At 69.4% G+C, this 12,690-nt stretch carries 12 protein-coding genes; all 12 read left to right on the forward strand.

The genetic code is table 11. The features are described 5' to 3' along the window. Nucleotides 1-39: 39 nt before the first annotated feature. The 12 genes from rapZ to OHB04_RS32700 all read left to right on the forward strand — a co-directional run bounded on the left by rapZ (nucleotide 40) and on the right by OHB04_RS32700 (nucleotide 12,686). A complete protein-coding gene (gene rapZ, locus OHB04_RS32645; RefSeq protein WP_326808871.1) occupies nucleotides 40-993 on the forward strand; it encodes an RNase adapter RapZ in 954 nt (317 codons plus the stop codon). 5 nt (nucleotides 994-998) lie between these two features. Then, on the forward strand, nucleotides 999-2,042 hold the full coding sequence (locus tag OHB04_RS32650) for a gluconeogenesis factor YvcK family protein (RefSeq protein WP_326691237.1): 1,044 nt from the start codon (nucleotides 999-1,001) through the stop codon (nucleotides 2,040-2,042). Then, entirely contained in the window at nucleotides 2,033-3,010 is a 978-nt protein-coding gene (gene whiA, locus OHB04_RS32655; RefSeq protein WP_326691238.1) for a DNA-binding protein WhiA, read from the forward strand. Before OHB04_RS32650 ends, whiA begins: the two co-directional genes overlap by 10 nt. Before the next feature lie 132 nt (nucleotides 3,011-3,142). Further along, entirely contained in the window at nucleotides 3,143-4,147 is a 1,005-nt protein-coding gene (gene gap, locus OHB04_RS32660) for a type I glyceraldehyde-3-phosphate dehydrogenase (protein ID WP_326691239.1), read from the forward strand. Nucleotides 4,148-4,255: 108 nt separating this feature from the next. Continuing rightward, a complete protein-coding gene (locus OHB04_RS32665; protein ID WP_326691240.1) occupies nucleotides 4,256-5,479 on the forward strand; it encodes a phosphoglycerate kinase in 1,224 nt (407 codons plus the stop codon). A gap of 39 nt (nucleotides 5,480-5,518) precedes the next feature. Next, complete coding sequence (gene tpiA / locus OHB04_RS32670; RefSeq protein WP_326693026.1) at nucleotides 5,519-6,274, forward strand: triose-phosphate isomerase; 756 nt, start codon at nucleotides 5,519-5,521, stop codon at nucleotides 6,272-6,274. A 226-nt stretch (nucleotides 6,275-6,500) separates the two neighbouring features. Beyond that, nucleotides 6,501-6,737 carry a preprotein translocase subunit SecG gene (secG, locus tag OHB04_RS32675; RefSeq protein WP_326691241.1) on the forward strand — a complete coding sequence of 79 codons (237 nt, stop codon included), beginning with the start codon at nucleotides 6,501-6,503 and terminating at the stop codon, nucleotides 6,735-6,737. Between the two features lie 177 nt (nucleotides 6,738-6,914). Then, nucleotides 6,915-7,250, forward strand: coding sequence for an RNA polymerase-binding protein RbpA (locus OHB04_RS32680; protein ID WP_326691242.1), 336 nt, complete (start codon nucleotides 6,915-6,917; stop codon nucleotides 7,248-7,250). Nucleotides 7,251-7,464: 214 nt separating this feature from the next. After that, complete coding sequence (gene pgi, locus OHB04_RS32685; protein WP_326691243.1) at nucleotides 7,465-9,114, forward strand: glucose-6-phosphate isomerase; 1,650 nt, start codon at nucleotides 7,465-7,467, stop codon at nucleotides 9,112-9,114. A gap of 204 nt (nucleotides 9,115-9,318) precedes the next feature. Then, nucleotides 9,319-9,765, forward strand: coding sequence for a hypothetical protein (locus tag OHB04_RS32690; RefSeq protein ID WP_326808872.1), 447 nt, complete (start codon nucleotides 9,319-9,321; stop codon nucleotides 9,763-9,765). Nucleotides 9,766-9,784: 19 nt separating this feature from the next. Further along, nucleotides 9,785-12,121 carry a DUF6571 family protein gene (locus OHB04_RS32695; RefSeq protein WP_326691245.1) on the forward strand — a complete coding sequence of 779 codons (2,337 nt, stop codon included), beginning with the start codon at nucleotides 9,785-9,787 and terminating at the stop codon, nucleotides 12,119-12,121. Next, nucleotides 12,096-12,686 carry a hypothetical protein gene (locus tag OHB04_RS32700; protein WP_326691246.1) on the forward strand — a complete coding sequence of 197 codons (591 nt, stop codon included), beginning with the start codon at nucleotides 12,096-12,098 and terminating at the stop codon, nucleotides 12,684-12,686. Before OHB04_RS32695 ends, OHB04_RS32700 begins: the two co-directional genes overlap by 26 nt. Nucleotides 12,687-12,690 lie beyond the last annotated feature (4 nt).

The raw sequence follows: 12,690 nt of genomic DNA on the forward strand, positions 1-12,690 counted from the left end.
GTGTGACCGGCCGGACGGAAACCGGCGGGGGATGACAGCATGAGCGCGGAACGCGAGCAGCGCGGAGACGGAGCAGTGGTGAGTACGCTCAAACCGGCCGAGCCGGCCGATCCGGACACTGCGGCAGGCGCGACGATCCCGGAGCTGGTGATCATCTCCGGGATGTCCGGCGCCGGCCGCAGCACCGCGGCCAAGTGCCTGGAGGACCTCGGATGGTTCGTGGTCGACAACCTCCCGCCCGAGCTGATCCCGACCATGGTCGAGCTGGGCGCCAGGTCCCAGGGGAATGTGGCCCGCATCGCGGTCGTCGTCGACGTACGGGGCCGTAACTTCTTCGACAACCTCAAGGGCTCGCTGGCCGATCTCGCGGCCTACAACGTCGCCCGCCGCATCGTCTTCCTCGAAGCGTCCGACGACGCCCTCGTGCGCCGCTTCGAGTCGGTGCGCCGCCCGCACCCCCTCCAGGGCGACGGGCGCATCGTCGACGGCATCGCCGCCGAGCGCGACCTGCTGCGCGAGCTCCGCGGCGACGCCGACCTGGTGATCGACACCTCGGGGCTCAACGTCCACGAGCTGCGCGCCAAGCTGGACGCCCAGTTCGCCGGCGACGAGGAGCCCGAACTGCGCGCCACCGTCATGTCGTTCGGCTACAAGTACGGCCTGCCCGTGGACGCCGACCTCGTCGTGGACTGCCGCTTCCTCCCCAACCCGCACTGGGTCCCCGAGCTGCGCCCCTACACCGGCACCAGCGAAGAGGTCTCCAACTACGTCTTCAACCAGCCCGGTGCCAAGGAGTTCCTGGACCGCTACACCGAGTTGCTCCAGCTCATCGCCGCCGGATACCGCAGAGAGGGCAAGCGGTACGTCACCGTCGCCGTGGGGTGTACGGGCGGTAAGCACCGCAGCGTCGCCATGTCCGAGAAGGTGGCCCGCAGGCTGTCCGACGAGGGCGTGGAGACGGTCGTGGTGCACCGGGACATGGGGCGTGAGTGACGCACATGCCCCGTAGGACACTCCGGCACCTCGTCGGCCCGCGTGGCTCGCTGCGCGGCTCGACGGGAAAGCAGGGAAAGCTGGGGAAGACCCCCAAGGTGGTGGCCCTCGGCGGTGGCATGGGCCTGTCGGCCTCCCTCACCGCGCTGCGCCGCATCACCGGAGACCTCACCGCCGTGGTCACCGTCGCCGACGACGGCGGCTCCAGCGGCCGGCTCCGTGACGAGCTGGGCGTGCTGCCGCCCGGCGACCTGCGCAAGGCGCTCGCCGCGCTGTGCGGGGACGACGAGTGGGGCCGCACCTGGGCAGAGGTCATCCAGCACCGCTTCGAAAGCAGGGGCGAACTGCACGAACACGCGGTCGGCAACCTGCTGATCGTCGCCCTGTGGGAACAATTGGGCGACCACGTCCAGGCCCTCGATCTGGTCGGCAAGCTGCTCGGCGCGCACGGCAGGGTGCTGCCGATGTCCGCCGTTCCGCTGGAGCTGCGCGCCCGCGTGCGCGGGCACGACCCCGCGCGCCCCGACGAGCTGTCCACCGTCCGCGGCCAGGCCACTGTCGCGCTCACCCGTGGTGAGGTGCGCGAAGTCCACCTGGAGCCGCACGACCCGCCGGCCGTGCCCGAGGCGGTACGCGCCGTGCTGGACGCCGACTGGGTGGTGCTGGGGCCCGGCTCCTGGTTCTCCTCCGTCATCCCCCACTTGCTGGTCCCTGACCTGCTGGGCGCGCTCACCGAGACCAAGGCCCGCAAGGTCCTCTCACTCAACCTCGCGCCGCAGCCCGGAGAAACGGATGGTTTTTCCCCGCAGCGTCATTTGGAGGTTTTGGCCCGACACGCACCTAAACTCGCCTTCGACGTGGTGCTGGCCGACCAGGACGCCGTGCCGGACCAGGACTCTCTCAGCGAGGCCGCCGAACAACTCGGCGGAAAGGTCGAGCTGGCTCCGGTAGCGGCGCCTGACCGTGCTCCGAAGCACGATCCGGAGCTGCTGGCCGCCGCGTACGACCGTATTTTTCGGATGCATGGAAGGATCGGCCCATGGCGATGACGCCTGCGGTGAAGGACGAGATCTCCCGGCTTCCCGTCACCCGGACCTGCTGCCGGAAGTCAGAGGTCTCGTCGATCCTGCGCTTCGCCGGGGGTCTGCACCTGGTGAGCGGGCGGATCGTGATCGAGGCGGAGCTGGACACGGGCATCGCGGCCCGGCGCCTGCGCAAGGACATTCTGGAGATCTTCGGGCACGCCTCCGACCTGGTGGTGATGGCACCGAGCGGGCTGCGCCGTAACAGCCGGTACGTCGTAAGGGTGGTCGCCGGCGGCGATCAGCTCGCCCGGCAGACCGGTCTGGTGGACGGGCGGGGCCGCCCCATCCGGGGTCTGCCCCCGCAGGTGGTCTCGGGGGCCACCTGCGACGCGGAGGCCGCCTGGCGCGGGGCCTTCCTGGCGCACGGCTCGCTGACCGAGCCGGGCCGCAGCTCCTCCCTGGAGGTCACCTGCCCCGGCCCCGAGGCGGCGCTGGCGCTGGTCGGCGCGGCGCGCAGGCTCCAGATCCCGGCCAAGGCCCGCGAGGTGCGCGGCGTGGACCGCGTCGTCGTCCGGGACGGCGACGCGATCGGCGCGCTGCTCACGCGCCTCGGCGCGCACGACTCGGTGCTGGCGTGGGAGGAGCGGCGCATGCGCCGCGAGGTGCGCGCCACCGCCAACCGGCTCGCCAATTTCGACGACGCCAATCTGCGCCGCTCGGCCCGCGCCGCCGTCGCCGCCGGTGCCCGCGTGCAGCGGGCGCTGGAGATCCTGGGCGACGAGGTGCCCGAGCACCTGGCCGCGGCCGGCCGGCTGCGCATGGAGCACAAGCAGGCCTCGCTGGAAGAGCTGGGCGCGCTCGCCGACCCGCCCCTGACCAAGGACGCGGTCGCAGGCCGGATCCGGCGCCTGCTGGCCATGGCGGACAAGCGCGCACAGGACCTCGGCATCGCCGGTACCGAGACAAATCTGAGCGAGGAAATGGTCGGCTGAGGCCCCGGCCCGACCCGCCCGGCCGATGTGAGCCCCACCCCGATGGAGAGGTAGGGTCGGACGCGGTCGGGGACATCCCATACAGCACTCGCCGGTGTCCTCACCGGCGTACCCAGCGAGGAGATCGGTTTCGTGACGATCCGCGTAGGCATCAACGGCTTTGGCCGCATCGGTCGTAACTACTTCCGCGCGCTGCTGGACCAGGGTGCGGACATCGAGATCGTCGGTGTCAACGACCTGACCGACAACGCGACCCTGGTGCACCTGCTGAAGTACGACAGCATCCTGGGCCGTCTGAAGCAGGAGGTCAGCCACACCGACGACACCATCAGCGTCGGCAAGCAGACCTTCAAGACCATGGCGGAGAAGGACCCGGCGAAGCTCCCGTGGGGCGAGCTGGGCGCCGACATCGTCATCGAGTCGACCGGCATTTTCACCAAGCGTGACGACGCGGCCAAGCACCTCGCCGCCGGCGCGAAGAAGGTCCTCATCTCGGCCCCGGCCAAGAACGAGGACATCACCATCGTGATGGGCGTCAACGAGGACAAGTACGACGCCGCCAGCCACGACGTCATCTCCAACGCCTCGTGTACCACCAACTGTGTGGCGCCGATGGCCAAGGTCATGGACGAGAGCTTCGGCATCGAGCGCGGCATGATGACGACCGTGCACGCCTACACCAACGACCAGCGCATCCTGGACTTCCCGCACAAGGACCTGCGCCGGGCGCGTGCCGCCGCCGAGAACATCATCCCGACCACCACGGGTGCCGCCAAGGCCACCGCGCTGGTCCTCCCGCAGCTCAAGGGCCGCCTGGACGGCATCGCCATGCGCGTGCCGGTCCCCACCGGCTCCGTCACCGACCTGGTGATCGAGCTGAAGCGCGAGACCACCCGCGACGAGGTCAACGCCGCCTTCAAGAAGGCCGCCGATGGCCAGCTCAAGGGCATCATCGAGTACACCGAGGACGAGATCGTCTCCTCGGACATCGTCAACCAGCCGCCGTCGTGCACCTTCGACTCCGCGCTGACGATGGTCGACGGCAACCAGGTCAAGATCATTGGTTGGTACGACAACGAGTGGGGCTACTCCAACCGTCTCGTCGACCTCACCACCTACGTCGGCGCCCGTCTCTGACTCCGGGCAGCACGAGGTGAACGACAGGGCTCGTGCGCTGTGCACGAGCCCTGTCCCCATGCTGCATCCCCCGGGGGAGGCCCCGGGGTCCCCAAGCAGGAGCCATCCATGAAGACGATCGACGAACTGGTCGGCGAAGGCGTCTCCGGCAAGCGGGTATTCGTCCGCGCCGACCTCAACGTCCCGCTCGACGGCCAGCACATCACCGACGACGGCCGTATCCGTGCCGTCGTCCCCACGATCAGCAAGCTCGCCGCCGCCGGCGCGCGGGTGGTCGTGGCCTCGCACCTGGGCCGCCCCAAGGGCGCCCCGGACCCGCAGTTCTCGCTCGCACCCGTCGCGCGGCGGCTCGGTGAGCTGCTCGGCGACACCGCCTCGGGCGGGGTCGCGTTCGCTGCGGACACGGTGGGGGACAGCGCGAAGGCCACCGTCGGCGCCATGGCCGACGGCGGGGTCACGCTGCTGGAGAACCTCCGCTTCAACCCGGGCGAGACCAGCAAGGACGACGGCGAACGCGGCGCCTTCGCCGATGAGTTGGCGGGCCTCGCCGACACGTACGTCGGCGACGGGTTCGGTGCCGTGCACCGCAAGCACGCCTCCGTCTACGACCTGCCCGCACGGCTCCCGCACGTCGCCGGGTATCTGATCGCCACCGAGGTCGGCGTCCTCAAGAAGCTCACCGAGGACGTCAAGCGCCCCTACGCGGTGGTGCTCGGCGGCGCCAAGGTCTCCGACAAGCTCGGGGTCATCGATCACCTGATGCAGAAGGCCGACCGCATCCTCATCGGCGGCGGCATGGCCTACACCTTCCTCAAGGCACAGGGCTACGGCACCGGAGACTCGCTCCTCCAGGACGACCAGGTCCCCACCGTCAAGGGCTACCTGGACCGCGCCAAGGAGCTGGGCGTGGAGTTCGTGCTGCCGGTGGACGTGGTCGCGGCGGCGCAGTTCCCCGACCTGAAGACCAAGGCACCCTCCGACCCGACGACGGTCTCCGCCGAGGAGATCCCCGCCGGCCTGATGGGCCTGGACATCGGCCCCGAGAGCCGTAAGCTCTACGCGGCGAAGCTCGCCGACGCGGCGACGGTCTTCTGGAACGGGCCGATGGGCGTCTTCGAGCACCCGGACTACGCCGAGGGCACCAGGGCGGTCGCGCAGGCCCTGCTCGACTCCTCCGCCTTCACGGTCGTGGGCGGCGGCGACAGCGCCGCGGCTGTGCGCCAACTGGGCTTCGACGAAAACGCGTTCGGACACATTTCGACCGGCGGTGGCGCCAGCCTCGAATACCTCGAGGGCAAGACGCTTCCTGGCCTCGCCGCACTGGAGGACTAGATCACCGTGACAGATTCCCCCCGGGGCCGCACTCCGCTGATGGCGGGCAACTGGAAGATGAACCTCAACCACCTTGAGGCCATCGCCCACGTCCAGAAGCTCGCCTTCGCGCTGACGGAGAAGGACTACGAGGCCGTGGAGGTCGCGGTCCTGCCGCCCTACACCGACCTGCGCTCCGTCCAGACACTGATCGACGGCGACAAGCTGAAGATCAAGTACGGCGCCCAGGATGTCTCGGCGCACGACTCCGGTGCCTACACCGGCGAGATCTCCGCGCCGATGCTGGCCAAGCTGAGCTGCACCTACGTCACCATCGGTCACTCGGAGCGCCGCCAGTACCACGGCGAGGACGAGCCCGTGGTCAACGCCAAGGTGAAGGCCGCCTTCAAGTACGGCCTGACCCCCATCCTCTGCGTCGGCGAGGAGCTGGAGGTCCGTGAGGCAGCCGGCCACGTCAGCCACACCCTCGCGCAGCTCGACGGCGCCCTCAAGGACGTCAAGGCCGAGTCCGCCGCCGAGATCGTGGTCGCCTACGAGCCCGTGTGGGCCATCGGCACCGGCAAGGTCTGCGGCGAGGAGGACGCGCAGGAGGTCTGCGGCGCGATCCGTGGCCGGCTGGCGGAGCTGTACGACGAGGAGACCGCGCAGAAGGTGCGCATCCAGTACGGCGGCTCGGTCAAGGCGGGCAACGTCGCCAAGATCATGGCGCAGCCCGACATCGACGGAGCCCTGGTCGGCGGCGCCGCGCTGGACGCGGAGGAGTTCGTCAAGATCGTCCGCTTCCGTGATCAGTGAAGACGCAGTCGTGATCAGTGAAGACGTAGTCGTGATCAGTGAAGGCACGGCCGTGATCAGCGATGAACGCAGAAGCGACCGGCAGAGCTGATCAGTGAGTGTGACGGCGGGTGTGAGCTCGTCGTAGTCTTACGGGGCCGGGCCGGCTGTCCGGCCCCGTAAGCGTTCATAAGCTGTAGTCGTCATCCATAGTGTCCAGCCACGATCCGAGAGAGTTGGTCCAGCCGTGGTCATGGGGTTCCAAATCGCCCTTATCGTCTTCAGTGCCCTGCTGTTGATGCTGGTGCTGATGCACAAAGGAAAGGGCGGCGGCCTCTCCGACATGTTCGGCGGAGGCATGCAGTCCTCCGTCGGTGGCTCCTCGGTAGCCGAGCGTAACCTCGACCGGATCACCGTCGTGGTCGCTGTGGCGTGGTTCGCCGTCATCGTCGTACTCGGCCTCTTGATGAAGTTCAAGAGCTGACGCTTGCAGGAGAGCTGACAGGGTGTCGTACCCCCTGCCTATCATGAGGACTCGCGTCCGGTACCGACGCAGTAACTCTGGTCACTGGACGCGCGTTGGGCCCTACGTACACTAGGGCGCCCGCAGCGGAGCTGCTCTTCGATGCTCCGCAGCACCGTGAGGCAGGGAGTTACGACCGTGGCAAGTGGCAACGCGATCCGGGGAAGCCGGGTCGGAGCGGGGCCGATGGGGGAGGCCGAGCGAGGCGAGTCTGCGCCCCGCCTCCGGATCTCCTTCTGGTGCTCCAACAGGCACGAGACCCAGCCGAGCTTCGCCAGCGACGCACAGATCCCGGAGACCTGGGACTGCCCGCGCTGTGGCTTCCCAGCCGGGAAGGACCGGGACAATCCCCCGGACCCGCCGCGCACGGAGCCGTACAAGACGCATCTCGCCTACGTCAGGGAGCGGCGCAGCGACGCGGACGGCGAGGCCATTCTCGCCGAGGCGCTCGCCAAGCTGCGGGGTGAGATCTGAGATCGCCAAGGCCCGTCCCGGACCCGTACGTACCCAGGACGCGTACGCGCTTCGTCCTCGTCCCCCACGCGGTGAACAGGCAGCGAGTACGCATACAGCACCGACCGATGGACGGCTCGGTCGCACGCCGCAGGGGCGGTGCGCGACCGAGCCGTCCATCGTCTAGGTTGGAGGTGGTGGGGATCGTTACGAGAGGAATGGGCTGATTTCGCTGATGAACGCTGAAGGCCGCACCCGGCTCGACCAGATGCCCGAGTGGCACGCGCTGTCCAAGCACCGCGAGGAGTTCGGCCAGACGCATCTGCGACGGCTGTTCGCGGACGATCCCGGCCGCGCCGAGCGTTACACCGTGCGGGTCGGCGATCTGTACCTCGACTATTCCAAGCACCTGGTCACCGACGAGACCTTGCGCCTGCTCCAGCAGTTGGCCGAGTCCGCCGGGGTGTCCCGGCTGCGGGACGCGATGTTCGACGGCGAGAAGATCAACATCACGGAGGACCGCGCGGTGCTGCACACCGCGCTGCGCACCCCCGAGTCCGCCACCGTGCGGGTCGACGGGGAGAACGTGATGCCCAAGGTGCACCAGGTGCTCATCAAGATGGGGACGTTCGCCGGCAAGGTCCGCGAGGGCCACTGGCGCGGGCACACCGGCAAGCGCATCAAGACCGTCGTCAATATCGGCATCGGCGGCTCCGACCTCGGCCCCGCGATGGCGTACGAGGCCCTGCGGCCGTACACCGCACGGCACCTGGACTTCCGCTTCGTCTCCAACGTCGACGGCGCCGATCTGCACGAGGCCGTCCGCGACCTCGACCCCGCCGAGACCCTTTTCATCGTCGCCTCCAAGACCTTCACCACGATCGAGACCATCACCAACGCCAAGGCGGCGCGCGCCTGGCTGCTGGACGGCCTCGGCGGCGACACGGACGCGGTGGCCAAGCACTTCGTCGCGGTCTCCACCAACGCCGGGAAGGTCGCCGAGTTCGGCATCAACACGGACAACATGTTCGAGTTCTGGGACTGGGTCGGCGGGCGCTACTCGTACGACTCGGCCATCGGGCTCTCGCTCATGGTGGCCATCGGCTACGACCAGTTCGGGGGGATGCTCGCCGGCTTCCACCTCGTCGACGAGCATTTCCGCACAGCACCGCCGGAGGCCAACGCCCCGCTGCTGCTGGGGCTGCTGGGCGTCTGGTACGGCAACTTCCACGACGCGCAGTCGCACGCCGTGCTGCCCTACAGCCACTATCTCTCCCGGTTCACCGCCTATCTCCAGCAGCTCGACATGGAGTCGAACGGGAAGTCGACCGACCGGGAGGGCCGGCCCGTCAACTGGGAGACGGGCCCCGTCGTCTGGGGCACACCCGGCACCAACGGGCAGCACGCGTACTACCAGTTGCTGCATCAGGGCACCAAGATGATCCCCGCCGATCTGATCGGCTTCGCGGAACCCATCGCCGAGCTGGGCGCGCTGCGCGACCAGCACGACCTGCTGATGGCCAACCTCTTCGCCCAGGGCCAGGCCCTCGCCTTCGGCAAGTCCGAGGAAGAGGTGCGGGCCGAGGGCGTCTCCGAGGCCCAGGTCCCGCACCGCACCTTCCCGGGCAACCGCCCCACCACGACGATCCTCGCCGACGAGCTGTCCCCCTCGGTGCTGGGCCAGCTCATCGCCCTCTACGAGCACAAGGTCTTCGTCCAGGGCGCCATCTGGAACATCGACTCCTTCGACCAGTGGGGCGTCGAGCTGGGCAAGGTCCTCGCCAAGCGCCTGGAGCCGGCGCTGACGGAGGGCGCGGAGGTGGCGGGGCTGGACGCGTCGACCTCGGCGCTGGTCGAGCGCTATCGATCGCTGCGCGGACGCTGAATCCTGTGCGGTCCCGAGAGGGGGCGAGGCCGAGGGCCTCGCCCCCTCTCTTGTGCGCGGTTCGCTCTTTCGGGTGGGCGGCCGTAGCGCGTCCCCTGCCCTGCCGGGGCCGGCCCTTCGAGCAGCCGGGGACGCCTGCTTCCCGTGAGATACCGTCCGTGCCCAGGTGGTGGCTACGAGTGGTGCCGGTGCGGTGGGGGCGAGATGGACGAGGGACAGGCGGGGGCGGGGACGGGGGCGTTGAACGACGTCCTCAAGCACTCGGAAGTGGCGAAGAGGCACGCGGCCCGGTACATCGAACACCACCTCGGCCCCGACGTACGCGCGGCCGGCGCCCTGGCCGAAACCGAGACCCAGGCGGCGGCAGGACCCGCCGCGATTCCCTGGGCCCCGGGCCGCTCCGGCCCGGCCACCTTCTCCCCGCAGGCCGGTCTGCGCGGCTGGGAGATCCAGGCGGGCCTCACCCACCGCGAGAGGGAGTGGAAGCACCACCAGAAGCAGTTGGAGGCCAGGCTGCGCGGTGAGATGGCCGCACTCCTCGACGCGGGCTTCGTGTTCGGATGCCAGGACACACTCACCGCCCACACCCTCTCCGGCCAGGCGTGGGGCAGCCCCCGGCCCTCGGTACGCAGCCGCCTGGAGGACCTGTGAGGGACCGGGAGGCAGCCGAGTGAGCGTCGGCTACGAAACCATCGTCAACACCGACCTGGGCGTGCTGAAGACGGCCGCCCAGGCGTGGACGGACATGGGCGACCGCTACGCGACGCTCCACGGCCAGTACCGCGACCACGTCAAAGCCGCCGTCGACAGCGACAGCTGGCAGGGGCTGGCCGCCGGCTCGTATCGGTCCCAGGCGCGGGTCACGCTCCAGGAGTTCGCAGGGGCACGCGACGAGGCCCGGGCGGTCGGCAAACTGCTGGACGAGGCGTACCGGACCCTCCACCAGCACAAGCGGCACGTGGAGCGCCTGCGTGACCAGGCGGAAGGCGTCGGCATGACCGTCTCCGCGACCGGCCACTGCACGGTGGACCTCGCCAGTCTGGATGAGGACAAGGCCGAGGCCTACGCCCGGGATCACCTGGCCCGTGAAGAGGCGGAACGCGCCTGGACCGGCCGGATCGCCCGAGCCGTCAAAGACACCCAGGACGCCGACCACAACCTGAGACTCGCGCTGAAAGCCAGCCCCTCGGACGGCGACCGCGGTCTGCCCGACGGCTTCAACAGCGCGCTGAAGGGCGACGCCGGGGCGGTGAACGCCGGCCGAGCGACCGAGCTCTACCGAAAGCTCGCCGGAGGAGAGAACCTCAGCGCGGGGGAGCTGCGCGAGCTGGCCTTCCTCGCGCGCGAGAACGGAGAGGATCGCGAGTACGCCCGTACGATGCTGAACTCCCTCGGCCCGGCCGGGACCATCGAGGCGGCCAACCGCCTCGCCCTGCTCTCCCACCAGGGCGACGCGGCCCGGCGCGCCGTGTACGGAGACCTGGAAGGGGGCCTCGCGACCTCGCTCGCCACCGCCACGAGAGTGCCCGTCTTCCGCGACGCCGCCGGCAAGAAGCTCGCCCTCGGCTCGGAGCCCTACGCGGACCGGTTCCGCGACTGGCTGCACGGGCGGGACGGCGCCTTCTACCGCAGCTGGCGCGAGGGCATGCGGCGTGTCGGCGTACGCGCCTTCGACGCGGATGCCGCGAACGAGACGACCGACCCTCAGCGCGAAGTGCGCGGCTACCAGAGCCTGGTGACACTGATGCGGCGCGGTGACGACTACGCGCCACAGCTGCTGTTCGACCTCGGCGACGGCATCCGCGCCGCCGAGGAGAAGGAGCCGGACCTCTGGGACCAGGAGCGCCGGTACGCCGGCCGGCACGGCGGCTGGTTCGCCAACGACCCCATGGACGGAGTCCTCGGCCTCATGAGCGAGGACCCGCCCACCGCCGCCGCGTATCTCGACCCCCGCTCCGGCGGGGGAAACGACCGGCTGGACTACCTGGTCAACGACCGGGACTGGCACGTCATCGACACCTCGCGCTTCCTGGACGGGGCGGAGGTGCGGGACCACGACGTGGCGGACGCGGACACCCACTCCGGGTTCGAGGCGGCGTTGGAGGCCGGAGCCACCGGTCGGGCGCCCGGCGCCGAGCCGGAGCCGTCCGCCCACCACTCCGCGTCGAACGCCGGCGTCATGCGGGAGGCCGTACGTCTCTTCGGAAGCGAGCCCTCGCTCCTCCAGAAGGACGGCGACTTCCAGGACCTCCGGCCCGCGCTCGGCCGGATGACCGCCGACTATCCCGCCGACGTGCAGCGGACCATGTACCGCGACGATTTTCCCGTCGCCGGGGCGCGCGCCGGCTTCAGCGCGGGCGAACTCCACGGCTTCCTGGGCGCGGTCGCGCGCGATCCCCACGCGTACGGCGCCATTGCCGCCTCCCAGCACGCGTACACGGCCGGGCGTCTGGACAGCGCCCTGGGCGCCTTGCCGCCCGGCACCGACAAGAGCGATGCCGCGCTGGAGGGCCAGCACGCCGTTCGAAGCGGCGCGAAGGTTCTCGGCATCCTCAGCGAGGCGAAGGCTGACGCGCTGTACGAGGACAAGGTCGTGGAGGTCCGCGAGTTCAACGAGCGGGCCGACGAGGGCAGCAAGTGGGTCAACCGCCTCGTGGGGCTCGGCACCGGCACGGCCTTGGAACCCACCGCAGGCGGCTCAGCGGCGGCCACCCCTGTGGGGTGGCTCCAGGAGGACCTGAACGAGTTGGTGATGGAGCACATCAAGAAGGACGCCCCCAGCGAGTTCGCAGACTCACAGGAAGAGGCCAAGCACGGGTTCGTGAGTGGAGGCGACCAGACGGTCAAGAGCACCAAGGAAATGGCAGAACATGCAGGAGCCGACGCGGGGATGGAGCCGAACATTCTCAAAGCTGCCAGTAGCGCTGTCGCAGGACAGGCGGGCAGTTCCTTCGCCGAAGGGGCGGGGACAGAGAGGGCGCATGGCTCGACGGAACCGATCGATTAGCGTCGGCATCGCACTTGCGGTGTTCTGCGTCCCCTTGGCAGGTTGTGGTGATGAGCAGCAGCGGAACTACGCGTTGCCCGAGAGCTTCTGTGGGCTCGACCTCTCGGTGAAGAAGTACGCGCCGGTCTTTGCCCCCGGAGAGCGGATCGAGGCTGAGTACAACAGACGATGGGGGGACCGCGAAGAGCGCAGCTCGCAGGGGTGTCGCTATTTCGTGGACGGAAACATCGCTGTGGATGTCAGTGGCGACTGGCGGCGCAGCGATGAAAAGGCGCTACCCGCTGACCCCATGGCGGCTCTAGCACGCTATTCCGGAGCCGACCCGCGGCCTTACCCGGGCAGATTCGGAGCGGCGACACGACGCGGTGGCGCTGCGGCGGTGCTCAAGTGCTCCCCTGCCAAAAGTGGTGGCCCAGACCGGTTCCACCTCGACATCAGCGTGAACGCCTACAAGTTCGCCCAGGACTGGGACGAGGCGCGTGAGCCGCTCGGCAAGCTCGTTCAAGCCGCCATGGCCAAGGTCGAAGCGCGGTTGCCGTGTAAAGGAAAGAAGCCCCCGGCGTGAGCCG

The organism is Streptomyces sp. NBC_01775, assembly GCF_035917675.1.
Classification (GTDB): Bacteria; Actinomycetota; Actinomycetes; order Streptomycetales; family Streptomycetaceae; genus Streptomyces.

Coding starts and splice junctions, on each gene's coding strand:
- OHB04_RS32665 (WP_326691240.1), top strand. CDS start 4,256: ATGAAGACGATCGACGAACTGGTCGGCGAAGGCGTCTCCGGCAAGCGG.
- whiA (WP_326691238.1), top strand. CDS start 2,033: ATGGCGATGACGCCTGCGGTGAAGGACGAGATCTCCCGGCTTCCCGTC.
- rapZ (WP_326808871.1), top strand. CDS start 40: ATGAGCGCGGAACGCGAGCAGCGCGGAGACGGAGCAGTGGTGAGTACG.
- OHB04_RS32650 (WP_326691237.1), top strand. CDS start 999: ATGCCCCGTAGGACACTCCGGCACCTCGTCGGCCCGCGTGGCTCGCTG.
- OHB04_RS32690 (WP_326808872.1), top strand. CDS start 9,319: ATGGACGAGGGACAGGCGGGGGCGGGGACGGGGGCGTTGAACGACGTC.
- pgi (WP_326691243.1), top strand. CDS start 7,465: ATGAACGCTGAAGGCCGCACCCGGCTCGACCAGATGCCCGAGTGGCAC.
- tpiA (WP_326693026.1), top strand. CDS start 5,519: ATGGCGGGCAACTGGAAGATGAACCTCAACCACCTTGAGGCCATCGCC.
- OHB04_RS32700 (WP_326691246.1), top strand. CDS start 12,096: ATGGCTCGACGGAACCGATCGATTAGCGTCGGCATCGCACTTGCGGTG.